A 25,088-nucleotide genomic window follows, 5' to 3' on the forward strand; every position below is an offset into this window, starting at 1 on the left:
ACGCAGGCGGTTCTGTCGTGCGAGGAAGGGGCCTAACAGGGGACCGAGACGACTGTCAACCTACCGCTCTTGATGGGTCGAGCTGGCGATTGCGGCTCCGCAATCATCTGACGCTTTGTCGCTGCTATGTTGGTGCGTACCACGGGTTGATAACGTTAAGTCCTGCGGCTTCGAAGGGACTAGTGTCGCGGGTGGCGACAATAAATCCGTTCGCAGCGGCAGTTGCGGCGATATAGGCATCTGCTTTACCGATTGCCCGACCTGCTAGGCGTGCTCGCGCCATCAATTCCGAATAGCTCTGTGACGCAGCCATGTCGAAGGATAGAACGCGCCCTGAAAATAGAGGCAGAACTTCCTGTTCTAGTCGATCGTAGAGGACGGTCTTTCGTCTTCCGCTAGGCATCGCGGCAATGCCGAACCGCAACTCAGCTACTGTAATCGCCGAAACGAACAGGGTTTCCACTGCTTGAGCATCGATCCACGCCAGCACCTGATAATCGGGTGTGGGCTTCCATGGCTCCGAGATGACGTTGGTATCGATCAGGATCATTCGAAACTCATAGGTTCCGCAGCTGCTTTGTCTCGGACTAGCTGCAGATTATCCACGTCGTTGTTGGAAAGTCCTGCCTCGCGGCCGATCGATGCTAGCAACGAGCCCAACATGACGCGCTCAGCTGGCCGTACCGCTGTTTCAAGGATGTCACGGATTTCTGCTTCTGTACTGCGGCCGTGATGAGCTGCCCTCACTCTTAAGGCACGGTGTGTCTCGTCGGACAAATTGCGTATTGTAACTGCAGCCATCGATTGCACTCCCTTAAGGCTGATGGTTATGCTATCAATATATGGAGTGCGATATCACCTGGCAACTCCTCGCGTGGCTTGGAATGGCGCTTTTGGAACTGCGACAAATTGCAGCCGTCATCCACCATCCATTTGCCGCTGAAGTGGCTCGCCGGATAGGTCGTCCGCCGGATTTGCGCAAAACCCTATCGCGCTCAGTTGAGCAACTGCCACTCCCATTACAGCCGCCGGTCAAGAGGCCCGTATTGTCCTGTCATAGATGCCGATGTCAGCGATGGGAATGAGCAGCCATCGAGATGCACCACAACGCAGTGCAGACGGTCAAGATCCTGCTCAACGAGGGCTGGCTGGAAATCAGGTCACGGCGTGAGCGGCCGTCATTCGGAAACCAGACGTCAAGTCGAACGCTTACTATCCCGCTCTGACGGAGGGCAAATCACGTGTCGGTCTACCGACTGAAAGGTGATCGCCGTGAAAAGAATTGAATCGTGAGTTCGGCCTGGCACGAACGAGACTTTGACCCAATATGATACGGTAACGACATACTGTTGTCCCGTGGTACAAAATCATTAGGGCAAGCATATCGTCTTTTGGGGCGGAATTCGCGGCTCGTCTTGCCTCCAGTCGTCTGCTCCCTAGATCCGACACATGGATACCGAGCGAACCACAGCTCCTATCAAACCGGTAAGGGCGTCTTCGCGGAAACCTCTTCAGAGGTTGAGCCCGGCCATTGTAGAGCAAGTCGAGCGCCTGCTCGGTGGACGCACGCGTGATATCCGCCTCAATGGGGAACTGGCCCAGCTTTTTGGCGAGCGCTCCTGGCCGCGGACTGCCAAGATCATCCGCGCGTGGATGGTTTGGGTTATCGTGCTCGACGTCCTGACGTTGGGTCTCAACGCGATCTTGCTTCCGACCGAAACCGTCATGTCGATGCTTTGGCCAGCGTCTATCCTTCCCCCAGCGGCTCTTGTCGCCGCGATAGCCTTCCTGCGGCCGCATGCTTTGTGGGTGCAGGGAGTTTTCCTCCTCTCGGCCGTTTTTCTCATCCTCCTGTCGGTAGCCTTGGTTGGGGTTAACAGCGGTGGTGAGTTTTACGAGCGGCATTTGACCATCATGCTTTTTGTGGCCGTCACTGCTATTATCATATTTCCCATTCCACTCAGTTGGGCGATGGCGATCGGCGCTGCTGCCCTCGGTCTCTACCTTGTGTTTCAGCTGCGCAATCCAGACATTGAAGCGGGAAGTGCTCTGGCCGGGACGCTGTTTTTCGCAAGCGGTGTGGCTGCAACCGTCGTTGCCCGCCGCACCGCCACCATCTTCGCTCAGAAGACTTTCTTGCTCGAGTTACGAGATCGAAGTCGCCTCGCGGAGCTTACAGACGCCAACTCGCAGCTGGAATTGCTGGCGCGGACCGACCCGTTGACGGGTGTCGCCAACCGGCGTTCGATGATGGAAACGCTAAATCATTTCTGGAACGAAGACCTCAAAAGAACGAACGGCGCGGCGATGCTGATGTGCGATGTCGACGACTTCAAGCATCTCAACGATAATCTCGGACATGCCGAAGGCGACCGCTGCCTGGTGAAAGTTGCCGGCATCATTCAGAGCAGCATGAGAGACGAGCGGGACCAGGTCGCCCGGTACGGAGGCGAAGAATTTCTCGTCTTTCTCCCAGGCTCCGATCAACAGGAGGCCGGGGTGATCGCTGAGAGAATTCGCAGCCGAGTAGAAGCTGCGTCTCTTCCAAATCCTACTTCCCGCGTCGGTCCCTGGGTCACTGTCAGCATCGGACTGGCGATATCGATGCAAAACGGTGAACCCGTGTCAGCAGAGCACATGCAGCGACAAGCGGATGCGGCCCTCTACCTTGCCAAAAAGACCGGCCGCAACCGCGTGGTGGTCCACTCTCCAGAGGTCGATCAAAGCCTCCAATGAAGTAATTCCGGCAAAAGTGCGCCGTTCTGTGGTCCTTCCGGTGCCCAAAAACTCCCGCCTCAAACGGCTGCCAGCCGGGTTCGGCGGCAGCTCTCCAAACCTGACAATTTGACAGATATCCTACAAGTCGATATGTAACTTCAATCTTATCGGCGATGCGGGAAAGTGACCGGCATGACATTGAAATCGATGAAGCCGCTAACGCGCGCGCCGCTGTTGCATGTCTCCGTGCAGGAAAGTCTGCGCGCCTATATCGACGACAATGGCCTTGCGCCCGGCACCCTGCTTCCGGCGGAAGGAGAGCTCGCCACCCAGCTCGGCGTCAGCCGCAATTCGCTGAGGGAAGGCATAAAGGCGTTGGAATCGCTCGGCGTGCTGGAGACGCGGCGCGGCGTCGGCATCTTCGTGAAGGCCTTTTCCTTCGAGCCGCTTCTCGACAACCTCGCTTATGGCCTCGGCGGCGCCCTGCGGCAGATCGAGGAGGTCCTCGAAATCCGGCGTACGCTGGAAGTGGGATTGATCGGCAAGACGATCGACGTGATCGGCGAGGAGGACATCGCCGAGCTGCGCGCCACCGTCAATCGGATGCGCGCCCATGCTGAGCGGGGCGAAACCTTTGCGCAAGACGACCAGCTGTTCCACCGACTGCTGTTTCGCTGCCAGGACAATGAAACGCTGGTGCGGCTGATCGATGTCTTCTGGCTCGCCTTCTACAAGGCGTCGGATTTCGTCAACCTTGAAAATGCCGATCCGATGGCGACGTGGCGCGACCATGCCGCCATCGTCGATGCGATCGAGGCAAAAGATCTGGAGGAGGCGCGCAGACGCCTGGATCGTCACTACGAAGGCATTGCCCGGGTGATTGCCAACAACAAGACAAGTTCAAACGTGGGAGGAACACATGAAAAGACTGTCTAGATTATCCGTCATTGCGCTTGGCGCCCTGCTGTCGACGGCTGCCGTTCCGGCTCTTGTCGTTTCGGGCGTTGCAGCTGAGGCTCAGGCAGCCACGCTGTCGGGCGGTTTCGATGTCGGCCCCGGAGGCTTCCAGGGCAACTTCAATCCGCTCGCCGCGACCGCCGGCTTCACCTGGCTCAGCGTCTACTACGAACCGCTGATCACCTATGACGAGAAGCTGCAGAAGGTCGTCGGCGCGCTGGCAAGCTCCTACGAGGTCAGCTCCGACCAGATGACCTACACGTTCAAGCTGACAGACGCCAAATGGCATGATGGCAAACCATTCACCGCCAAGGACACGAAGTTCACCATGGGCCTTGCGATGGATTCGAAAACCGGCTCGGTGCTCGCTGCCCGGCTGAAGGGCATATCGTCGGTCGAGACGCCGGATGAGCACACTGTTGTCATCAAGCTCAGCACGCCGAGCAGCAGTTTTCCCGACACGATGACCAAGGTGATGATGCTGCCCGAGCATGCGCTCTCCTCGATTCCGGCCGACCAGCTGGCGAAGAACGCGTGGTGGTCCACGGCTCCGATCAGCACCGGTCCGTTCAAATTCACCAAATACGTCTCGGATCAATATGTCGAACTTGCCGCAAACACCGATTATCGCGGTGGCAAACCCGCACTGGAACGCGTCATCAATCGCTATTTCGCCAACCCGGCCGCAGCGATCGCGGCGCTGAGATCCGGCGAAATCCAGTTCACCTATGTCGATTCCAACGACGTGCCGACCTTCAAGGACAACAAGGACTTCCAGGTCATCGAAGGCAACTCTTTCGTCGTCAACTATCTCGGCTTCAACCACGATTCCCCGCTCTGGAAGGACGTGCGCGTCCGCCAGGCGGTGATGTACGCGATCAATCGCGATGCCATCATCCAGAGCCTTTATGGCGGTGCGGCCAAGCCTGCCAATTGCGCCTATGTCGCCGAACAGCTGATACCGCAAGGCATCGACAGCTATGCCTATGATCCCGAGAAGGCCAAGCAACTGCTGACGGACGCCGGCTGGGACCAGATCAATGGCGGCAAGCCGATCACGCTTCTGACCTATTACACCACGCCGCTGGCGACCAACGTGCTTGCCGCAGTCCAGGCAATGCTTGCCCAGGTCGGCATCAACATCGTCCCGCGCGCCGTCGATGCGCCGACCTATAACAGCATCGTGCTCAATGCGACGCCGGATATTGCCCAGTTCCAGTTGGTTTATGCCGGGCTGCAGAACGGGCCGGATGCCGGAAGCATCAATGTCGGCCTCAACGAGAAGCAGATCCCTCCGGCCGGACCGAATGTCGCCAGGGTGCGCATGCCTGACCTCACCAAGGCGCTGGATAGTGCCTTGGCCGAGCCGGACAGTGCCAAGCGGGATGCCGCCTACCAAAACGTCTGTAAGGTGATGAACACGAACCTGCCCTGGGCGACGCTCTGGGTGGCAAACCGTTACGGCATCGTCTCGACCAAGGTGAAGGATTTCGTCTGGACGCCGGCGCCGGGCGGCGGCCCCTACCAGGCCAACCCGCAGAAATGGTCGATCGCCGAATAGGCGTTTTCCGGGAAAGCCTTGAGGGTGGCTTCGGCCACCCTCACAAGACGGCCCGACAGACGGATTGCCGATGCTCCAATACAGTCTCAGACGCCTGATCATAGGAATAGGCATGCTCGTCGCCCTGAGCATGCTGATCTTCCTGCTGCTGCGCCTGACGCCCGGCGACCCGATCGATGCCTATATCGATCCGAACCTGCCGATGTCGCCGTCAGACCTTGCCGATCTGCGCCGAAGCCTCGGGCTCGATCAGCCTTTGCCCGTGCAGTATCTCGGCTGGTTGCAGCAGGCGCTGACCGGCAATCTCGGCTATTCGATCAAGCGTCTCGATCAGCCGGTTCTGGGTTTAGTGCTGTCACGGATCGGCCCGACAGTGCTCTTGATGGGCACCGCACTTGCCTTCGCCATCGTCGCAGGCATCACCTTCGGGGTGATCGGCGCCGTCCGCCGCAACTCGCTGGCCGATCTCTCCTTGTCGGTGGTTGCGCTTGCCGGCATTTCGAGCCCGGCCTTCCTCAGCGCGCTGATCGGCCTTTATATCTTCTCCGTGCGCCTGCATTGGATGCCATCCGGCGGCATGCTGACGCCGGGCGAGGAGTTCTCGGTGGGCGATCTCCTCCACCATCTGATCCTGCCGGCGGCACTTCTGTCTATTGCGCAAGCCGCACTGATCATGCGTTACATGCGCGCTTCGCTGCTCGAAGTCCTGAACCAGGATTACGTGCGCACGGCCCGCGCCAAGGGCGTTCGCGAGTTCTGGGTCATCACCAAACATGCCTTGCGCAACGCCCTTCTTCCGATCGTCACGTTGATCGGCTCCACTATCGGGCTTGCAATCGGCGGCGCCATCTTCATCGAGAGCGTCTTCAACTGGCCGGGCATGGGGCTTTTGCTTGTCGATGCCGTGCAGACCCGCGACTACCCCGTCATCATGGGCGCGACGCTCATCATCGGTACCTGCGTTATCGTCGTCAACCTTCTGACCGACATCACCTATGCGGTCGTCGACCCGCGCATCAAGGTGAGTTGATCATGCTGGCACGCTCTTCCGAACGCCGGAGCCCCGGACCACTTGCCCGCGCCTTCAGTCGGTTTCTGCTCAATCGCGCAGCCGTTGCCGGCGTCTGCATTGCCGTTCCAATGCTGCTGTTAATCCTCTCCTATCCGCTATGGTGGGCTTTCCGGCCGAACGACATCGATCTTCTGGCGATGAATAGTGGCCCGACGGCAACGCACTGGTTCGGAGCCGACGGCGTCGGCCGGGACGTCTTCGCCCGCGTGCTCGAAGGCGGCCGGATTTCGCTGCTGGTCGCCGTTGCATCGACCGCGCTTTCGGCAGTCATCGGTTTTCTCTTCGGGGCAATTTCGGCGCTTGCAGGCCGCTGGACGGACGCCGTCTCGATGCGCTTCGTCGATCTGGTGATGACCCTGCCGCCCGTCATCTTCCTGCTTGTGCTCGCCTCGATCGCCGGCACCGGCATCTGGCCGACGGTGCTGGTCATCTCGCTGCTTTCCTGGCCGTTGCTGGCGCGCATGATCCGTTCGCGGCTACTGGAATTGCGTGAACGCGACTTCGTCATGGCTGCCCGCGGCATGGGCGCCGGCATCGGACATCTGCTCTTTCGCCACGGCCTGCCGAACTCGATCGATATCCTCGTGGTCTATGCAACGCTGCAGATTGCCAATGCCATCCTGCTCGAGGCGGGGCTGTCCTTCCTCGGTCTCGGCATCGCTCCGCCCGCGGCAAGCTGGGGCAACATGCTGAACGCGGCCCGCTCGACCGCCGTGCTCGAACAATATCCGTGGCAATGGCTCTTCCCCGGCGCCGCGCTGATCCTTGCCGTGCTGGCAATCAACTTCATTGGCGATGGCCTCAGAGATGCCTTCGACCCACGTGCCGAACTGAACTGACAATCGAAAGAAGCGAAAATGACCAAATTCAAGGGTGTCGTCCCCCCCGTCGTAACACCCCTCAATCCGGATCTCACCATCGACTACCCATCCTATAAACGCGTGCTCGAGCATCTGATCGATGCCGGCTGCCATGGCGTATTCGTGCTCGGTTCGACGAGCGAGGTGATCTTCCACGACGAAAAGACCCGGCGGGAAATCATCGAACATTCGGCCAAGGTGGTGAATGGCCGCGTGCCGCTGATCGTCGGGGTCATCGATCCGACCACGGATCGCGTCATCGCCCATGCGGAGGTCGCAAAGGCCGCCGGCGCCGATGCGGTCGTGGTGACGGCGCCATTCTATACGGTCACCAGCCAGTCCGAGATCCTCGACCACTTCCGTTATATCCGCGACGCGGTGGACATTCCGCTGATCGCCTACGACATTCCCGTCTGCGTTCACGTCAAGCTGCAGCGCCACACCGTGGTCACGCTCGCCAGGGAAGGCGCGATTATTGGTCTCAAGGATTCCAGCGGCGACGACGGCAACTTCCGCTATGCGCTCCTCGATCTTGCCGAACACAAGAACGTCTTCCTGATGACTGGCTCCGAGATCGTCGTCGACACCGCCCTGCTGATGGGCGCCCATGGCGTCGTTCCCGGTATCGCCAATGTCGATCCGCACGGCTATGTCCGGCTTTGGGATGCTGCCCAGCGCGGTGATTGGGTCGCCGCGAGGAAGGAACAGGAGCGTCTCTGCCGCCTGTTCGAAATCGTCTGGGTCGCGCAGGGCCGTGTCAGTGGCGGCGCAGCCGGCATCGGCGCCTTCAAGGCGGCGATGCGCAGCCTCGGCATCATTGATTCCGCCGTCATGCCGCGGCCGCGTGCCTCCCTCAACGATGCCGAAACGGCGCGGATCGACGAGATCCTGCGTGCAACCGGTCTGCTGAACTGAGCCGGCTGATGGAACAGACCGCCGAACCCGTACTCGACATCAGGGGATTGCGAACGGTCTTCCGCATCCGCGGCGGCGAGATCACGGCGGTCAACAATATCGACCTGACCGTTGCCGCCGGTGAGACGCTTGCACTGGTCGGCGAATCCGGCTCCGGCAAGTCGGTCACCAGCCTATCCGTCATGCGGCTGCTCACCCGCAACATCGGCGTGATCGCTGCAGGCAGCATCCGCCTTGCGACCAGCGACGGCGTGGTCAGAGATCTGGTCTCCCTAGACGACGAGAGCATGCGCAGGATCAGGGGCGACGACATCGGCATGATATTCCAGGAGCCGATGTCGAGCCTCAATCCCGTCTTCACCATCGGAGACCAGATTGCCGAGCCGATCCGCATCCATCGCGGTAGCGACCGCAAGGCGGCGATGAATGCAGCCGTCGCACTGCTTGAAAGCGTCGGCATACCGGATGCCCAGCGCCGCGCCGGCCAATATCCTCACGAACTGTCGGGCGGCATGCGGCAGCGCGCGACGATCGCCATGGCGCTCGCCTGCGATCCGGCGCTGCTGATCGCCGACGAGCCAACAACGGCGCTTGACGTGACGATCCAGGCGCAGATTCTCGACCTGCTCCTCAAACTGCAGCGCGAGCGCGGCATGGCCATGCTCTTTGTCACCCACAATCTCGGCGTGGTCGCCGAAATCGCCCATCGCGTCGCGGTAATGTATGCCGGCCGGATCGTCGAAGAAGGGCCGGTCGGCGAGGTTTTCCGCAATCCCAAGCACCCCTACACGATGGGCCTTCTCGCCTCCATGCCGCGCCTTGGCGATGCCGCGCGGATGAAGCTGGCCGGCGAAAAGCTTGCGGCCATTCCCGGCATGGTTCCGAGCCTGATGAACATGCCGAGCGGCTGTGCCTTTTCCCCGCGCTGCAAGTTCGCGATCGATGCCTGTCGCGCTGCCGTTCCCGCACTCGAACAGGTCAATCCGCAGCATCGCAGCCGCTGCATCAGATGGCAGGAGATCTAGATGAGTGCACCGCTGCTCTCCGTCCGCGACCTTTCGAAACATTATACTTCCCGCGGCACGCGGCTGAACATTCTTGAGGGTATCTCCTTCGACATCGGCAAGGGTGAAGTCGTCGGGCTTGTCGGCGAATCCGGCAGCGGAAAGACCACGATCGGGCGCTCTGTCCTTCGCCTGGTCGAGCCGTCGTCAGGCAGCGTCCGTTTCGACGGCACAGAACTCACGGCACTTTCCGCCTCCGCGCTCAGAAGGCAACGGCCGCGCATGCAGTATATTTTTCAGGACCCCTTCGCTAGCCTGTCGCCGCGTATGACGATCGGCGAGATCCTGACGGAAGGCCTGAAGATCCAGGGGATCGGCACCGCCCGTGACAGGCTCGAACGGGCGCAGTCGGCCTTGACCCAGGTCGACCTGCCCGCCGATGCGATCAATCGATATGCCCATGAATTTTCCGGTGGCCAGCGCCAGCGCATCGGCATTGCCCGTGCGTTGACATTATCGCCAGAATTCATCGTCGCCGACGAGCCGGTCTCGGCGCTCGACGTGTCGATCCAGGCGCAAGTGATCAACCTGCTGCGCGATCTGCAGCAGCAGCTTGGCCTGACCATGCTGTTCATCTCGCATGACCTTGCAGTTGTCGAATATATCTGCGACCGGGTGATCGTGCTTTATCTCGGCCGCATCATGGAAATCGCGCCGAGTGTTGATCTCTATGCGAGACCGCAGCATCCCTATACACGCGCGCTTCTCTCGGCGATTCCGTCGCCTGATCCGGATGCCCGCCGTAACAGGCAGATCCTGAAAGGCGATATTCCAAGCCCGGCCAATCCGCCGAGCGGATGTGTTTTTCGCACGCGTTGTCCGAGCGCGCTTGAAGCCTGCGCCGGCGCCGTTCCGCAACTGCGGGAAATCGCTCCCGGCCACTTCAAGGCCTGCATCCGCGACGACCTCAACTGATCCGTCATCCATCGGAGAAACAAGAGATGAATGCGAAGACGCCGCGTCCCGCCATCGGCGGAAATTGGGCGAGCCTGCTTCTGCCGATCGCAGCCGATGACAGCATCGAATTCGACAAGCTTAGTGAAGAGATCGACATCCTCATCGATGCCGGCGTCGATGGTATCTATTCGAACGGCACTGCCGGCGAATTCCACAATCAGACGGAGGCGGAGTTTGACAGCATCCAGGCAATGCTGGCCGAACGCTGCAAGGCATCTTCAACGCCATTCGTCATCGGCGCCTGCCAGCCCGACCCGCTGATCATGCTCAATCGCGTCCGCCGCGCCGCCGTGCTCGATCCCCGCGCCATTCAGGTCATATTGCCCGACTGGTGGCCGCTCAACGATGCCGAAGCGGTCGACTTCCTCAAACGAGTGGCCGAGGCTGCCGACGGCATTCCGCTCATCCTCTACAATCCGCCGCATGCAAAACGGGTGCTGGCGCCAAAGGACCTCGGCATGGTCTGCGCGGCGGTGTCTGAGGTGATCGGCATCAAGCTCGCCGATGGCGACGCTTCCTGGTATGTCGAGGCGCGCCTGTATCTGTCCGGGCTGTCGCTCTTCGTCCCCGGCCATCATCTCGCAACCGGCACCAAGGAAGGTGTGGCAGCAGGCTCTTTTTCCAACGTGGCCTGCCTTAGTCCCCGCGGTGCTCAGACCTGGACGGTCTCGATGCGAAACGATATAGACGCCGCACTCGATCTGGAGCGACGCATCTGCACGTTTATGGACGCGCATATCGTCCCCTTTCGCCAGGAGTTTGGCTATTCGAACGCCGCTCTCGACAAACTTTTGAGTGCGATCGGCAATTGGGGACCTGTAAGCACCCGCTTGCGGTTTCCCTATCGCTCGATAGACATGGCAGAAGCGGTCAGATTGCGACGCATCGCACGCGCCGAACTCCCCGATCTTTTCCCCTGAGTTTGCCTAAAGAAGGGGCCTTTCCGCATGGCGCGCAACGAAAACTTCTACCATCCCAGCCGGGCGGATATCTTGCTGGAGGCCTCCTTCAGCAGAACGATGAAGCGGTCGACGTCGCTTTTTTGTGTGCGGAAGGCCGGGGCGCCGACATTCACCGCGGCGATCACGGACCCGTCGAATGCCAGAACCGGCACTGAGACGGAGACGAGTTGCTCGCTGACTTCACCATAACTCACACAAAATCCCTGGCGGCGGATTTTATCCAATTCAGCAACCAGCTTGCCACGATCCGTGATCGTGCGCTTGGTCAGCCGCGGCAAAGTCTCCGGGATCATTTGCAACTGCACCTGGGGGTGGAGATAGGCGAGAAGCACCTTGTACGAGCCGGCCGTGAGCGGCCGTCTTCGACCGATCATCGCCTGCACCCGCAAGTCGCGCATCGGTTCGAACTTTGCAATGCACAGGGATTCCCCATTGTCGATGATCCTGAGCTGGGTCGTTTCGTTCGCCTTTTGGCCGACTTCTTCAAGGATAGGATTGGCTATTCGCACCAGATCAACCTGTGTCGAGGCAGCGGTCCCGAGAATGATCGCAGTCGTCCCCAGCCGATAAGTGCCCGTATCGCTCTTCCGCACCAGGCCGCGCCGTTCCAGTGTGCGTAACATGCGCAAAATTCTCGGCTTGGTTTCCCCGAGGTTCTGCGCCACCTCAGTCAGTCTGATATCCGGGTTTTTGGCGACATTCAGCAATACGTCAATGCAGACATCAACAGATTGCACGGTATCGCTTTTTGATGGTTGTCTTTTGTCCATAAGACCAGAAGTTTCTCCGCGACCAAGGTCGAAGGATTGGCATACTTTCAAGTTACGCCTATCGTAACGCGCTTGTTTTCCGTTTGACAGCCCCCTTGAGGCCCCCTTACCAATTTGTGTCAAGAGCGGACGGGAACCTGCTCGCACCGACCAAGCAAGGTCGGCCCAAAAACGCTAAACCGGGATGGATGAAATGGCCGCAAAAACATTGACGCGGGCAGCGATCGGGCTGCTCGGAACGATTGCTATTCCTGCAATGGTCGTCGCACAGGAAGCCCCGCTGACGATCGGGATGTCGACGACGCCGACGACGCTGGATCCCCATGAAGACAGTTCGGCGCCAAACAATGCGACCTCGCGCCATATCTGGGACAGCCTCATAAACCTCACGGGAACCTCGGCAAATGCTCCGGAGCTCGCCACTGAATGGAAGGTCGTCGACCCAACCCACTGGGAATTCAAGCTGCGGAAGGGCGTGAAATTCCATGACGGCAGCGAGTTCAACGCCGATGACGTCATCGCTTCGCTTCTGCGTGCCCGCGACAAGCCCAGCCAGAGCTTTGCTTCCTACACCCGCAATATTGTCAATGTCACGGCCACGGATCCCTATACCATCGTCGTCGAGACGAAGGTTCCGGATCCGATCCTGCTGAATTCCGTCAGCCGAATTCGCATTATCAGCGCCGATTGCAAGGAGGCGCCGGTCCAGGATTTCGACAACGGAAAATGTGCAATCGGAACCGGGGCCTATTCCTTCGTCTCCTATTCGCCAGGCAGCAACCTGACCTTGAAGCGCAATGACGGCTATTTCGCTGGCCCCTCGCACTGGTCGAACGTCACGCTGCGCTTCCTGCCCGATGACGGCGCCCGTCTGGCATCGCTTCTTTCCAACGAGATCGACATTGTCGAAACTCTTCCTGCCGATGGAATGGCACGCGTCGAAGCGAGCGATAATCTGCAAGTCATCAACGGCCTATCTTCCCGCTTCGTCTATCTTGGGCTCGATGTCAGCCGCGATGTTTCACCTTTCGTGAAGGCTGCGGATGGTTCCGATCTCGACAAGAACCCGCTCAAGGATGAACGGGTGCGTCGCGCAATGCTGATGTCGATCAACCGGCCGGCAATCGTCGACCGCGTCATGCAGAAGAATGGCACGGTGGCCGACCAATTCGTCGTCCAAGGCTATGCGGGCTATTCCGAAAAAGTCGAGAAGGTGGGCTATGATCCTGCTGCAGCCAAGGCGCTTCTGGCTGAGGCCGGTTATCCGGATGGCTTCGGCCTGACCCTGCATGGCCCCTCTGGCCGTTACGTCAAGGATGCCGAAGTTCTGCAGGCGGTCGGCCAGATGTTCACGCGCATCGGCATCAAATCGAAAGTCGAGGTCCTGCCCTGGTCGATGTATTCGGAAGCCTATTCAAAGGGCACCTACAGCACCTATTTCGGCTCCTGGGGTGTGAACACCGGCGAAACCACCAATCCGACTGTTGCACTCGTCGCCACGCGCGACGAGAAAAAGGGGACCGGCAGATATAACGGCGGCGGCGTGTCCGATCCGAAGATCGACGAGGTGCTGGCCAAGGCGAGTTCGACACTCGATGAAGCTGCACGCGCGCCCCTTCTCAAGGAGCTGTCGACAGAGACCTTCAACAACCTCTGGCTCCTCCCAATGCATTACGAAAACGTCGTGCTGGGCGCAAAGAAGACCGTGTCCTACACCCCGCGCGGCGACAAATATACGCTCGCTTACGACGTGAAGCCGGCGGACTGATGCATCTCGTCCAAAAGCGTGCAGCGGTTTTGGGACAAACAAAGATTTGAAGTGCGTCGCATCGATCCAATCGATGCGGCGCGGTTTAAAACAGCAGCATGGGGCCGCCCCGAGGCCACCCTTTCTTCATCTCCCAGGAGACATTCATGCAGGAACTTGGAACGGGCGAAGCCGTCGCCCGGGCGAAGGCCATCTATGACTATGGCCAGACGGCCATCTTCGCCTCTCAGGCCGATCCGCGCCTCCATATGGTGCTTTATGTGCCGCCGACGGCGGCAGACGGCCGCAAGCTCGACCTCCTAGTCGCGGTCCACGGCACCGGGCGCACGTCGGCCATCGACTTCCGCGACGGTTTTGCCGAATTCGGACTCTACAACGACTGCGCCATCCTTTGCCCGATCTTCCCGGTTGGCGTTCTCGGCGATGGTGCGCGTTCCGGCTACAAGTTTCTTGAGGAAGGCGACATCCGCTACGATCAGGTCGTCCTTGCCATGGTCGCGGAGATGGCCGACAAATACCGCCAGGACTGGTCCAAATTCGCCATGTTCGGCTTCTCCGGCGGCGGGCATTTCGTGCACCGTTTCACCATCCTGCATCCGGAAAAGCTCTGGGCGGCATCGATCGGCGCACCTGGTTCCGTCACCCTTCTGGATCCGACGCGTGACTGGTGGGTCGGCATTCGGGATCTGGAGGCACGCTTCGGCAAGGCCTTCCGGCCCGAGGATCTCGCCAAGGTGCCGGTGCATATGATCGTCGGCGACGCCGATCTGGAGACCTGGGAAATCACCCACAAGCCGGGCGGCAAATATTATATGGATGGCGCAAACGACGCCGGCAAAACCCGGCCAGAGCGCCTTGCCGCCTTGGCGAGCTCATTCCGCAAAGCGGGTGTCGATGTGACATTCGATCGTGTTCCGGGCGTCTCTCACGACCGGATGAAGGTTCTCGGTCACGTCAAGACCTTCCTGGCAAAGGTACTGGAGGGCCGTCGCGCGAAATGAGAAATGCAACGATCGTGGCGCCTCAGCCGGAGGCAGTCGAAGCCGGCGCGGAAGTTCTCGAACGCGGCGGCAATGCCATCGACGCAGCACTTGCCTGTGCTTTCGTCCAAGGTGTGGTCGACCCGCAGATGGCCGGCATCGGCGGCTTCGGCTCCATGCATGTCTATATGCCGAAAAAGGGCGTGCACGAGATCCTCGAATTTTATGCGCGCGCGCCGTTGAAGGCTGCGCCGGACATGTGGCTCGACAAGATCAAGCACCAGAGCCGCGACGGCTTCGGCTACGTGCTTGAAGGCAATATTTCCGATATCGGCTACCTTGCCGTCTGCACTCCCGGCTCGCTAAAGGGCTATGAGACCGCGCTACGCGACTACGGCACCTTCGATTGGGCCGATCTCGTCAAGCCGGCCATCCGCCTGGCCCGTAACGGTTTCATGATCCGAAACCACATGCACTGGTATTGGGTCAAGGACCAGTCGAATGACGGTTTTGCCAACACGCTCGACAAGCTGCGCTTTTCCGAAACGGGCCGGAGAACCTATTTCCACGACGACGGCACGCTCAAGAATGTCGGCGACCTGCTCGTCAACAAGGACATGGCACAGACCCTCGAACGCATCGCGCGAAGCGGCGGCTCGGACATCTTCTATCACGGCGAACTGGCCGAGCAGATCGCCGACGATTTCAAGGCAAGTGGCGGCTTGATCGATCGGGAGGATCTGGCGCGTTACGAATTGTCGAAGGTAGAGCCGGTTTGGGGCGACTACCGCGACAACCGCATCGCCACCTCGCCTCCGCCAGGCTCGGGCTTCCCGATGCTGGAACTCCTGCACATCATGGAGCAGTTCGATGTCGGCTCGCTGCAGCATGGCAGCGCCGAGCATGTCCGCATCTTGTTTGAAGCGATGAAGCGAATGACGATCGACAAGGACGCGCATATGGGCGATCCCGCCTATGTCGACGTGCCCTATGAAAAGCTGGTTTCGAAAGAGCATGCAAAGGCGCATGCCGGCGCGATCAAGGCGGGTGAGATCGCCAGCGTATCGCGCCTTGATGGGTCGCAACGCGACACCACCCATATCTCGGTGATCGACAAGGATGGCAATGCCGTCGCGATGACCCACACCCTCGGCAGTCCCTCGGGCGCGATCACCGATGGCCTCGGCTTCATGTACAATGGCACGATGAGCCGCTTTAATCCGCTTCCGGGCAAGCCCGCCTCCATTGCGCCCGGCAAGCGGCGTCCCAGCTCGGCGGCACCGACGATCGTCTTTAAGGGCGACGAGCCCAGCATCGTCATCGGAGCGCCAGGCGGCAGCTATATCGCGCCGGCCGTTGCGCAATGCCTGATGAACATGATCGATTTCGACATGTCCGTGATCGAGGCCGTCTCGGCGCCAAGGATCGTAGGAGTGTCAAACACGATCGACATCTGCAATCGCATTCGCCACTCTGTCGAAGATGAGTTGCGGGCGCAGGGCTACCAGGTGGCGCGGTCGCCGCAGACATATGCGTTCGCCGCAGTCCACGCGATCAAGATTGACGGCGGCATCTCGAAAGGCGCGGCCGATCCGCAGCGCGACGGGATGGCGATCTCCGTCGCCTAGATTCAAAAATGTTACAGCGTCCTTTGCGGCTCTCGAAAAGACGCGCGGTGCTGTAGGGAGAGGTTCAATGGTCACATCCATCATCAGGCGATTGATACAGGCGCTGTTCGTCGTTGTCGCGATGACGATCATTGTCTTCATCGGCGTCAATGTGATCGGCAATCCGGTCGACATCCTCATCAACCCGGACGCCAATCAGGCGGAGCGGGCACTCGTCATCGCGCATTACGGTCTGGATCAGCCGCTGTGGAAACAATATCTGCTGTTTCTCCAAGGACTTCTGCACGGGGATTTCGGCAACAGCTTCGTTTATGGGCGGCCGGCGCTCGGTCTTATCCTTGAACGTCTCCCAGCGACACTCGAACTGGCGATCACGGCTCTCGGCATCGCGCTGCTGTTCGGTCTTCCGCTTGGGCTGTATGCAGGGCTCTACCCCAATCGGATCTCCTCCAAGCTCATCATGAGCGGCTCGATTCTGGGCTTCTCGCTTCCGACCTTCTGGGTCGGCCTCATGCTGATCATGGTATTTTCCGTCGAGCTCGGCTGGTTGCCGACGAATGGCCGCGGCCAGACGCAGGAGCTGCTTGGCGCACAATGGTCGTTTCTGACCGGGGACGGCATCAGGCACCTTTTATTGCCGGCCTTCAACCTGGCTCTGTTCAAGACGTCACTCATTCTTCGGCTGACCCGCGCCGGTGTGCAGGAGGTCCTTCCCCAGGACTATGTGAAGTTTGCCCGCGCCAAGGGTTTGCGAGAGCGGCGGATCATTTCCGTGCACGTTCTCAAGAACCTGATGATCCCGGTGGTGACCATCATCGGTCTCGAGTTCGGCTCGCTGATCGCCTTTTCGGTCGTCACCGAAAGCATTTTTGCGTGGCCGGGCATGGGCAAGCTCATCATCGACTCGATCAACCTTCTCGATCGCCCGGTCATCGTCGCCTACCTGATGATGATGGTGCTGCTTTTCGTCATCCTCAATTTCATCATCGATATCTGTTATACCCTTCTGGATCCGCGGGTCCGGCTGGAAGGAAAGGCTTGACCTCATGGCCGAACCAAACACCCAAGACACAAGCGCTCCAGCGCCCGAACCCAGTCGTCTGTCGAAAGGGATCGCGGATTTCTTCAGCTCTCCGGCAGCCGCGATCGCCTTCCTCACGCTGGTGATCATCTGTTGCCTGGCGCTGTTCGCGCCATGGATCTCTCCGCAAAACCCCTATGATTTGATGCAGCTCGACATCATGGATGGACGACTGCCGCCGGGGTCGGAATCCATGACCGGGCTTGTCTATCACCTCGGTACCGACAGCCAGGGCCGCGATATTCTGTCCGGCATCCTCTATGGCCTGCGCACCTCGTTGCTGGTGGGCGTTCTGTCGGCTTTCGCTGCTGCCATCATCGGAACCTCGGCCGGACTGTTCGCCGCTTACATGGGAGGGCGCACGGAAACCGCGATGATGCGGCTCGTCGACCTTCAGCTCTCGTTTCCGACCATATTGATGGCGCTCATGATGCTCGCTGTGCTCGGCAAGGGCGTGCCCAATGTCGTGATCGCACTGATCATCGCCGAGTGGGCGACCTATGCCCGCACCGTCCGCGGCACCGCTCTGGTCGAGCGCGAGAAGGAGTATATCGAGGCGGCCCGGATGCTGCGCCTGCCCGGATGGCGCATCCTCTTCAGGCACCTGCTGCCGAACTGTCTTGCGCCGGTCATCGTCATCGCCACCATGCAGATCGCCAGGGCAATTGGCCTCGAAGCAACCTTGTCCTTCCTCGGCCTCGGTGCATCGGTGACCGAACCCTCGCTCGGCATGCTGATCTCGACGGGCTACCAGTATCTTCTGACGGGCCTCTACTGGATCAGCTTCTTTCCCGGCATTGCCCTTCTGGTTACGATCGCGGCGATCAATCTCGTCGGCGACCGGCTGCGCGATGTCCTCAACCCGAGGAACATGTCATGACCCCATTGCTGCAAGTGAGCAATCTCGTCACCGAATTCGGCGGCGGCAGGGGACGCCCCAGCCTTTGCGCCGTCAATGATGTGTCATTCACGGTGGAGCGCGGCAAGGTCCTTGGTCTTGTGGGAGAATCCGGATCCGGAAAGTCGGTGACCGGCTTTTCGATCATGCGGCTCCTCGATAAGCCCGGCCGGGTTGTCGGCGGCAGCGTCATCTTCGACGGCGCCGACATCGCGAAATATTCGGACGAAGAGATGCGGCAGCTGCGCGGCAAACGGATCGCCATGGTATTCCAGGATCCGATGATGACGCTCAATCCGGTTCTGACGGTCGGCACGCAGATGTTGGAAGCCGTGCAGGCACACGAGCGAGTCTCGAAGGATGCTGCCCGGCAGCGGGCGCGCGATGCCTTGGCGCTGGTCGGAATACCAAGCCCTGAAGAAAGGCTTGCCGCTTATCCGCATCAGTTTTCCGGCGGAATGCGCCAGCGTGTGGCGATTGCCATCGCGCTTCTTCACAAGCCGGACCTTATTATCGCCGATGAACCGACAACGGCGCTGGATGTGACGATCCAGAGCCAGATCATTTCCGAATTCCAGAAGCTCACCGAAGAGGGAAATACGGCGGTGATCTGGATCACCCACGATCTGGCGATCGTCTCAAGATTGGCCGACGAGATCGCCGTCATGTATGCTGGCCGCCTCGTCGAGACCGGACCCGTGGGCAAGGTTCTGACCGATCCTCATCATCCCTACACGGCCGGCCTGATCGCGTCCGTTCCTTCGCAAAACAGACGCGGAGAGCCGCTTCGCCAGATCCGCGGCATGACGCCGGCCATCAACCGCCTCCCACAGGGATGCAGTTTTCGTACGCGCTGTGATCGGGCAACCGACGGCTGTCTGGTCATGCCGGCGCTCGTGCCGGAAGGCGATCGCTCCTTCCGCTGCATTCATCCCGTAACGAAAGAGGTAGCATGATGACGGCGACCGCCGCGCCCCTGATCGAAGCGAGGAACGTGTCGCAGCGCTTCGGAGCCAAGCCCGATCTCGCCGCTAAGATCGCGCTCAAGCTCAAACTGGCCAAACCGGCGCCTGTCGTTCACGCGCTTGATAATGTCAGCCTCAGCATTCGGCCCGGAGAGGTTGTCGGCCTCGTCGGCGAAAGCGGTTGCGGGAAGTCGACGCTCGGCCGCGCCATTGCCGGGATCACCTCGCCGAGCCAGGGCCAGATTCTCTGGAAGGGGATGGATCGAAGCGCCATGTCGAAAGGCGAGCAGCATCAGTTCGGTCTCGCCAGCCAGATGATCTTCCAGAACCCGATGGCGGCTCTCAATCCGCGCATGACCGTCGAGGAGCTTATCTGGGAGGCGCCTCGAACGCATGGGCTTGCCCGCTCGACGGAACGCGACGTCTATGTCGACAGATATTTGATGCTGGCCGGTTTCGACCCGGCCATGAAAAAGCGATACCCGCACCAGTTTTCGGGTGGCCAGCGGCAACGTGTCAATATTGCGCGTGCGCTTGCCGTGCAGCCGAAATTCCTCGTCTGTGACGAAAGCGTCGCCGCACTCGACGTTTCCATCCAGGCCCAGGTGATCAACCTGTTCATGGAACTTCGTGACAAGCTCGACCTGACCTATTTGTTCGTCAGCCATGATCTTGGCGTCGTGGAACATATTTCCGATCGCGTTGCGATCATGTATCTCGGCCGCATCGTCGAAGAGGCGCCCGTCGAGGAGGTTTTCAGGCGGCCCAATCATCCTTACACGAAAGCGCTCTTGGCCGAGGTGCCGCGCATCGAACCCGGCAAGCGGCAGTTCAAGCCCGTCGTTGGCGAACTCCCCAGCCCGATAAACCCGCCGAAAGGCTGTCACTTCCATCCGAGATGCCCGTTTGCGATGGACCGCTGTCATATGGAAGCGCCGGTGAAAAAGGAAATTGCACCGGGGCACCTGTCGGCTTGCCACCTCAACGATGAATGATCTCAAACGACAGGATGCTGATTGCTTCAGCCCAAAATCATCCTCCTCTAATGTGCATGAGCACCGCCCGGTCGGGAAACCTTTTTCAACCCGGCTCCTGCTGCAGCGGTGTCCGCCAGGGACGCGTCGCCGAGCGAGATGACGCCGGTAAGGCGTTTGTCACGATTGACGACGGGAAGGCGGCGGACCTGGACCTGCCCCATATTGCGGGTCACGTCGTCGACATCTTCGTCTTCGAAACAATATTTGACATCGCGCGACATGACTTCGCGCACCTTTGCATCGCCCCCTAATCCGTCGGCAAGCCCGCGCACGACGAGATCGCGGTCGGTGATGGTTCCGACGAGCCGGTCGTTGTCGCCGACCGGCAGGAAGCCGATCTGCCTGTCGGCCATGCATCTCGCGATTTCGGCTATCGTCTGGTTAGGGTTGGCGATTTCTACATCGCGCGACATGATCTCTGACACTTTCATGGTCTTTCCTCCTGCCTTTTGCGGTTAGTGGACGTCGAATGTTCCGGTGAGAGTCGTTTCCGAAACGATGTGGTTGCGGCTCCTGCCACTCTCTTGATGCCCTAATGGCGCATATCCGGATCCGGCCAGAGCGCCTGGACTTCTGCCGGCAGTCCGTGGCGCACTTTCCGCACCTCGCCCGGATCGATGTAGTGGGAAAGCACACGGAAAACCGACCGCACGGCCTCCTTCGCGTCTACCGGATGCGTCGATGAAAGCTCGTGGTTCACCTGCTCCAGGAACTCATCCAGGGAACGGGAGCGGACGGGTTGTTTGGAAGGATCGTATCGATCGTAATAGGCGCCGCGCACAAGGAGCGGCAGCTGAGCCGACAGATGCGCAGCCAGATCGATCGGCAGACGATCTCTCAACGTATGAAGAACCGCGCCAAGCACATGCCAGGCGAGCTGCCGATCAGGTCCTTGGTCGGCCATCAGATCGTCGAGCCATATATTTGTGGTTTGCAGCGTCTTATCGAAGACGGCGACACCCGAAGCGCTCATGGCTTCACCTCCATGATGATGGTTCGAATCTGTTGAACCATTCAGGGAGATGAAAGTTCCGGAAGCCATCGTTAAATGCTCCGGCCGCATCGTCAGGAATCTGACGTGCCCTCCTCCTCCACGAATATCCCCCAAGCGGCGATGAAGAGAGCGGCTATCAACGGGCCGATCACGAAACCATTGATGCCTACGAGAGAGATGCCGCCAATGGTGGAAATGAGGACGACATAGTCGGGAAGCTTGGTCTCCCTGCCGACCAAGGATGGCCTCAGAAGATTATCGACAAGACCGATGACGAGGGCGCCGACCGCAACCAGCACAATCGCCTTCATCCAAAAGCCGGCCAGGGCCAGGTAAATGGCCGTGGGCACCCAGATCAATGCGGCGCCGACCGCAGGCAGCAGCGACAGGAAGCTCATCAGTACGCCCCACAGAAGGGCTGGCTCGACGCCGAGGGCCCAAAAGGCGATGCCGCCGATCGAACCCTGGATGATGGCGATGATAATATTGCCTCGCACGGTCGCGTGAACGACCGAAGTGAATTTGGAAGTGAAGCGAAGGGTATGGGCATCGCTGAGAGGCAGCGCTCTTCTGATGGCGCGGGCAACGGCGCGCCCATCCCGGAACATGAAGAACAGGAGATAGAGCATCACGCCGAAGGTGACGAAGAACCGCAGGGTGTTCTGACCGAGGCTTAAGGCGCGTCCGGCAAAAAAACCGCCGCCCTGCATCAATGCCGAGGAAACGCGATCCTGTAACGTATCGACGCCGTTCAGCTCGATGCTGCGGAGCCAGTCGCTGAGGAACAAGGGCAATGCTTCCTGCAGATTATGAATAAAGCTCCGGACGTCGATCTCGCCAGTGTCCATACGTTGGTAGAGATGGTTGCCCTGCTGGACGAGTGAACTGAGGACGATCAGCCCGGGAATGATAACGACGCAGAGACAGATCAACACAGAGAGCGCTGCAGCAAGGTTTCCGCGCCCACCCAGCCGAGCCTCTATACGGGCGTGAAGCGGGAAGAAGATTATAGCGAGGACGACTGCCCAGAATATCGCCGAATAGAACGGTAGCACGACGGCGACGAACGCTATGGTCACGAGGACCAGAAGCACATAGAAACTGACACGCTGAAGGAGCATTCGATCTTTCCGCTTCGAGACCGCGATGATGGTAGCACAGATAAGGCGGCAACGCTGGGCCTCCCTTCCATCCTACACTAACGGTTCATTGCCGTAGGCGCCGTCCCCCAACCGGCCGGAACTTCTTCTTCGGATTTTAGTTATGCGGTTCATGTTAGTGAAGCCACTCCAGCCGACGCTCGGAACAACAATTCACGTTGAAGATCAGGATGTTCACGTCCTTGACGGTGGCAACTCACATGGCATCCCAGTCCTCCTCCTGCATGGCTGCGGCAGCCTTGCGCAGGAAATTTTGCTTCCCTTCGACAACAGCGATTTCCGGATCATTGCACCCGACCGGCCTGGCTATGGACTGAGCACGCCGCTTGCACCGGCTGAGCGCGGACCTGAGGGACAGTCCTTCTGGCTTGAACGCCTTCTCGCGTCTCTTGATCTGCCGGAGGTGAGGATCGTCGCGCACTCGATCGGCAGCGCAGCGGCGTTACACCTTGCTGCAAGAAGACCAGACCTCGTCAGCGGACTTTTTCTCATGTCCCCGTGTTGCGCCCCTGTGCCATCGAAGCCATTGATCGTGCTTAGATCGGCGGTCGCTCCGGTGGTCGGGCCGTTGATCCGCCAGCACGTCATCGGTCGGTGGCCAGCATTCTTTCTGGATCGAGGTCTGAGGTCGTCCTCTTTTCCCAATCCCCTGCCTTCTCATCTCTCGGGCCTGCCGGCCTCTCACGTGGTCAATCCCATTACCATCCGCACGATGGCCGACGAGTTGCGCGCCTTCAACCGAGACATGGAGCGCCTTCCAGATCTGCCTGGCGATCTTCCCCTGCACGTTCTCTTCGGGATGGCGGACCGCGTGATTTCACCAAACTGGCATATTGATTGGCTTTGCAGGAAGCATCCGGGGCCGATCGTCAGATTGCTGGAAGGTGTCGGGCATTTGCCCCATCATGTGGTCCCTGGCGTGGCGCGAGAGATGCTTTGTGATCTTGTGGAGGCATTCGAAGAAACGGAACTGCCGGGTGTGAGGAGCATTGGCTCGCAGGCGGTTGCGGAAAGAGTACATGCCGATCTTCAGAGGAGATGAATGCCCGGCCCTTTAACTCGAAGCGCCGCAGTATTTCAGAGTAACGATGGGCAATACCAGACATAGGAGGCCTGTGACCCGATCTCCGCCTTGGGGAGGAGATGATTTTTCTGTTGTGGCAAATGAAAAATCTGATTTACTGACGCTTCGCTGCTTGGCTTTAAGGGGGGATATTGCCGATGCCGTGGACTCGCAGAAATATTGTGCTGGGTGGTTTGGCGTTACTTGGCGCCGGTGCAATCCGGAAACCCGCATTTGCCGCAGCGTCTTCCTATTTCGACGGCACCGCTGTCGACAATGGCGTGACGTTCCGAAGGACCAACTTCGCCAAGATCGACAAACAGTGGCACCGCCAGGTTGTCAAATATTTCAGCAGCGAGCCGATCGGCACCGTCGTCGTCGACACGAGGCACCATTTTCTCTACGTGATCATGGAGAACAAGACGGCCATTCGCTACGGCGTCGGCGTCGGTCGCGAGGGCTTCAAATGGTTTGGCCGGGCGACGATCGACAGCAAATCGCTGTGGCCGCGCTGGACGCCGCCGCCGGAGATGCGCAAGCGCCATCCGGAACTGCCCGAATTCGTGGCGGGAGGCTCACCGAAAAACCCACTCGGGCCACGCGCCATGTACCTGCATCGCGACGGCGTCGATACCGGCTATCGCTTCCACGGCACGCTGGAGCCCTGGAGCATCGGCAAGGATGCCTCCAGCGGCTGTATCCGTATGTTTAACGAAGACGCCATCGATCTTTACCAGCGTTGCCCCATCGGCACTGCGGTGCAGGTCCTGCCGCATATCGCAGACCAGGCTGAAAGCGCCACTCAGGTCAGCCAGACAACCCCGGTCGAATAAGGAATATCACCTTGATCTCTATTGCGACCGGATTTACGAGGCGCCTTCTCGCCGCGACAATGCTCTTGGCGCTTGCCGCCTGCTCCACCACCGAACTCGCCTCGCTCGAAGAACCTGCGGCAGTGCCAATGACCGGCCAGACGAACGATCCGGCGCCTGGTTTCGAAAACGTCGCGGCTGGCAGCGAGCAAGATTTTATCCTGAATGTCGGCCGACGGATCTATTTTACGCAGGACTCCGCCAAGCTCGATTCTGTCGCCATGGCGACGTTGGACAAACAAGCCAGCTGGCTCAACAACAACCCGACCTGGATGCTCAAGCTGCAAGGATTCGCCGACGATTCAGGGTCTGCGTCCAATATGGAGACGCTGTCGCAGAAGCGTGCCGACGCGGCAATGGCTTATCTTATCTCAAAGGGCGTGGACGCAAAGCGGATGTGGGCCAAGGGTTACGGGAACGAGCGCGAAGTCCGCGATTGCACGGAGCGCTCCTGCAAAGTGCAGAACCGGCGCGTCGTCTCCAATCTTCGCAAGCAGCCCGACGCCGTCTGATCTCTTCGCGAATGCCCCTTGTGCAAAAGGGGATGAAGCCACGTGATTCGCGGCAAGACGACGCGGCGTAGGTGCATTTGCGGGGGATGCGGCGAAGCCATTATGGTGGTCCGTCGGACAAAGGGCCGGCCACCAAGCCGGCCCTCCTTGCATGCAATTCAATTCAGGATCGCGCTACCGGAGCCGAGGCTCCCGAGCGGAGCTTGTCAAGAAGCTTCGAGAGCACACGCTTTCCTGCGTCCTTTGCACTTGCCCCGCGGCGTTTCCTGATTTCGACCGTGAACGGCTTTTTCC

At 59.7% G+C, this 25,088-nt stretch carries 25 protein-coding genes; 19 read left to right on the top strand and 6 right to left on the bottom strand.

Going from position 1 to position 25,088, the window contains the following annotated elements; genetic code table 11:
• Positions 1–124: 124 nt before the first annotated feature.
• Both RWK44_RS00330 and RWK44_RS00335 read right to left on the bottom strand, forming a co-directional pair.
• Positions 125–550: a type II toxin-antitoxin system VapC family toxin gene (locus RWK44_RS00330; protein ID WP_131661221.1), complete on the bottom strand. Its 426-nt coding sequence runs from the start codon at positions 548–550 to the stop codon at positions 125–127.
• Complete coding sequence (locus tag RWK44_RS00335) at positions 547–801, bottom strand: FitA-like ribbon-helix-helix domain-containing protein (protein ID WP_065282799.1); 255 nt, start codon at positions 799–801, stop codon at positions 547–549. The genes RWK44_RS00330 and RWK44_RS00335 overlap by 4 nt, the downstream gene beginning before the upstream one ends.
• Positions 802–1,449: 648 nt before the next feature.
• Here RWK44_RS00335 and RWK44_RS00340 point away from each other — a divergent pair.
• From RWK44_RS00340 to RWK44_RS00380, 9 genes are all read left to right on the top strand, one after another.
• A complete protein-coding gene (locus tag RWK44_RS00340) occupies positions 1,450–2,736 on the top strand; it encodes a GGDEF domain-containing protein (protein WP_077980613.1) in 1,287 nt (428 codons plus the stop codon).
• Between the two features lie 174 nt (positions 2,737–2,910).
• Positions 2,911–3,654, top strand: a complete 744-nt coding sequence (locus RWK44_RS00345; protein ID WP_168255521.1) for a FadR/GntR family transcriptional regulator — start codon at positions 2,911–2,913, stop codon at positions 3,652–3,654.
• Positions 3,638–5,236: an ABC transporter substrate-binding protein gene (locus RWK44_RS00350; protein WP_316028169.1), complete on the top strand. Its 1,599-nt coding sequence runs from the start codon at positions 3,638–3,640 to the stop codon at positions 5,234–5,236. The genes RWK44_RS00345 and RWK44_RS00350 overlap by 17 nt, the downstream gene beginning before the upstream one ends.
• 70 nt (positions 5,237–5,306) lie before the next feature.
• Positions 5,307–6,266, top strand: coding sequence for an ABC transporter permease (locus tag RWK44_RS00355; RefSeq protein ID WP_316028170.1), 960 nt, complete (start codon positions 5,307–5,309; stop codon positions 6,264–6,266).
• A 2-nt stretch (positions 6,267–6,268) separates the two neighbouring features.
• Entirely contained in the window at positions 6,269–7,147 is an 879-nt protein-coding gene (locus tag RWK44_RS00360; protein ID WP_072641185.1) for an ABC transporter permease, read from the top strand.
• Between the two features lie 18 nt (positions 7,148–7,165).
• On the top strand, positions 7,166–8,083 hold the full coding sequence (locus tag RWK44_RS00365; protein ID WP_316028171.1) for a dihydrodipicolinate synthase family protein: 918 nt from the start codon (positions 7,166–7,168) through the stop codon (positions 8,081–8,083).
• Positions 8,084–8,091: 8 nt separating this feature from the next.
• Positions 8,092–9,108, top strand: coding sequence for an ABC transporter ATP-binding protein (locus tag RWK44_RS00370; RefSeq protein ID WP_131643453.1), 1,017 nt, complete (start codon positions 8,092–8,094; stop codon positions 9,106–9,108).
• Positions 9,109–10,062: an ABC transporter ATP-binding protein gene (locus RWK44_RS00375; RefSeq protein ID WP_077980607.1), complete on the top strand. Its 954-nt coding sequence runs from the start codon at positions 9,109–9,111 to the stop codon at positions 10,060–10,062.
• A gap of 26 nt (positions 10,063–10,088) precedes the next feature.
• The gene (locus RWK44_RS00380; RefSeq protein ID WP_132611647.1) at positions 10,089–11,024 is read left to right on the top strand and encodes a dihydrodipicolinate synthase family protein; all 936 of its coding nucleotides are present in this window, start codon (positions 10,089–10,091) and stop codon (positions 11,022–11,024) included.
• Between the two features lie 47 nt (positions 11,025–11,071).
• On the opposite strand, the gene RWK44_RS00385 is transcribed toward RWK44_RS00380, so the two are convergent.
• Positions 11,072–11,836 (bottom strand): IclR family transcriptional regulator, encoded by a 765-nt coding sequence (locus RWK44_RS00385; RefSeq protein WP_077980605.1) that lies wholly within the window; start codon positions 11,834–11,836, stop codon positions 11,072–11,074.
• Between the two features lie 193 nt (positions 11,837–12,029).
• Here RWK44_RS00385 and RWK44_RS00390 point away from each other — a divergent pair, with 193 nt between their 5' ends.
• From RWK44_RS00390 to RWK44_RS00420, 7 genes are all read left to right on the top strand, one after another.
• Entirely contained in the window at positions 12,030–13,604 is a 1,575-nt protein-coding gene (locus RWK44_RS00390) for an ABC transporter substrate-binding protein (protein WP_316028172.1), read from the top strand.
• Positions 13,605–13,750: 146 nt separating this feature from the next.
• Positions 13,751–14,605 (top strand): hydrolase, encoded by an 855-nt coding sequence (locus tag RWK44_RS00395; RefSeq protein WP_077980603.1) that lies wholly within the window; start codon positions 13,751–13,753, stop codon positions 14,603–14,605.
• Entirely contained in the window at positions 14,602–16,212 is a 1,611-nt protein-coding gene (ggt, locus tag RWK44_RS00400; RefSeq protein ID WP_316028173.1) for a gamma-glutamyltransferase, read from the top strand. Before RWK44_RS00395 ends, ggt begins: the two co-directional genes overlap by 4 nt.
• A 67-nt stretch (positions 16,213–16,279) precedes the next feature.
• Positions 16,280–17,254: an ABC transporter permease gene (locus RWK44_RS00405; protein WP_316028174.1), complete on the top strand. Its 975-nt coding sequence runs from the start codon at positions 16,280–16,282 to the stop codon at positions 17,252–17,254.
• A 4-nt stretch (positions 17,255–17,258) separates the two neighbouring features.
• Positions 17,259–18,173 carry an ABC transporter permease gene (locus tag RWK44_RS00410; protein ID WP_077980600.1) on the top strand — a complete coding sequence of 305 codons (915 nt, stop codon included), beginning with the start codon at positions 17,259–17,261 and terminating at the stop codon, positions 18,171–18,173.
• Complete coding sequence (locus RWK44_RS00415) at positions 18,170–19,147, top strand: ABC transporter ATP-binding protein (RefSeq protein WP_316028175.1); 978 nt, start codon at positions 18,170–18,172, stop codon at positions 19,145–19,147. The genes RWK44_RS00410 and RWK44_RS00415 overlap by 4 nt, the downstream gene beginning before the upstream one ends.
• On the top strand, positions 19,147–20,151 hold the full coding sequence (locus tag RWK44_RS00420; RefSeq protein WP_163873671.1) for an ABC transporter ATP-binding protein: 1,005 nt from the start codon (positions 19,147–19,149) through the stop codon (positions 20,149–20,151). The genes RWK44_RS00415 and RWK44_RS00420 overlap by 1 nt, the downstream gene beginning before the upstream one ends.
• 47 nt (positions 20,152–20,198) lie before the next feature.
• Here RWK44_RS00420 and RWK44_RS00425 read toward each other — a convergent pair whose 3' ends face one another.
• The 3 genes from RWK44_RS00425 to RWK44_RS00435 all read right to left on the bottom strand — a co-directional run bounded on the left by RWK44_RS00425 (position 20,199) and on the right by RWK44_RS00435 (position 22,308).
• Positions 20,199–20,624, bottom strand: a complete 426-nt coding sequence (locus RWK44_RS00425; protein ID WP_017957358.1) for a CBS domain-containing protein — start codon at positions 20,622–20,624, stop codon at positions 20,199–20,201.
• Between the two features lie 101 nt (positions 20,625–20,725).
• Positions 20,726–21,166: a DUF2267 domain-containing protein gene (locus RWK44_RS00430; protein WP_131641184.1), complete on the bottom strand. Its 441-nt coding sequence runs from the start codon at positions 21,164–21,166 to the stop codon at positions 20,726–20,728.
• 92 nt (positions 21,167–21,258) lie between these two features.
• Positions 21,259–22,308, bottom strand: a complete 1,050-nt coding sequence (locus RWK44_RS00435; RefSeq protein ID WP_316028176.1) for an AI-2E family transporter — start codon at positions 22,306–22,308, stop codon at positions 21,259–21,261.
• 142 nt (positions 22,309–22,450) lie between these two features.
• Here RWK44_RS00435 and RWK44_RS00440 point away from each other — a divergent pair, with 142 nt between their 5' ends.
• From RWK44_RS00440 to RWK44_RS00450, 3 genes are all read left to right on the top strand, one after another.
• The gene (locus RWK44_RS00440) at positions 22,451–23,389 is read left to right on the top strand and encodes an alpha/beta fold hydrolase (RefSeq protein WP_207158915.1); all 939 of its coding nucleotides are present in this window, start codon (positions 22,451–22,453) and stop codon (positions 23,387–23,389) included.
• 179 nt (positions 23,390–23,568) lie between these two features.
• Complete coding sequence (locus RWK44_RS00445) at positions 23,569–24,243, top strand: L,D-transpeptidase (protein ID WP_077980595.1); 675 nt, start codon at positions 23,569–23,571, stop codon at positions 24,241–24,243.
• A gap of 14 nt (positions 24,244–24,257) precedes the next feature.
• Positions 24,258–24,794: an OmpA family protein gene (locus tag RWK44_RS00450; RefSeq protein WP_025396922.1), complete on the top strand. Its 537-nt coding sequence runs from the start codon at positions 24,258–24,260 to the stop codon at positions 24,792–24,794.
• Positions 24,795–25,088: the final 294 nt, after the last annotated feature.

The organism is Rhizobium sp. 25PS6 (genome assembly GCF_032464655.1).
GTDB lineage: Bacteria > Pseudomonadota > Alphaproteobacteria > Rhizobiales > Rhizobiaceae > Rhizobium > Rhizobium laguerreae.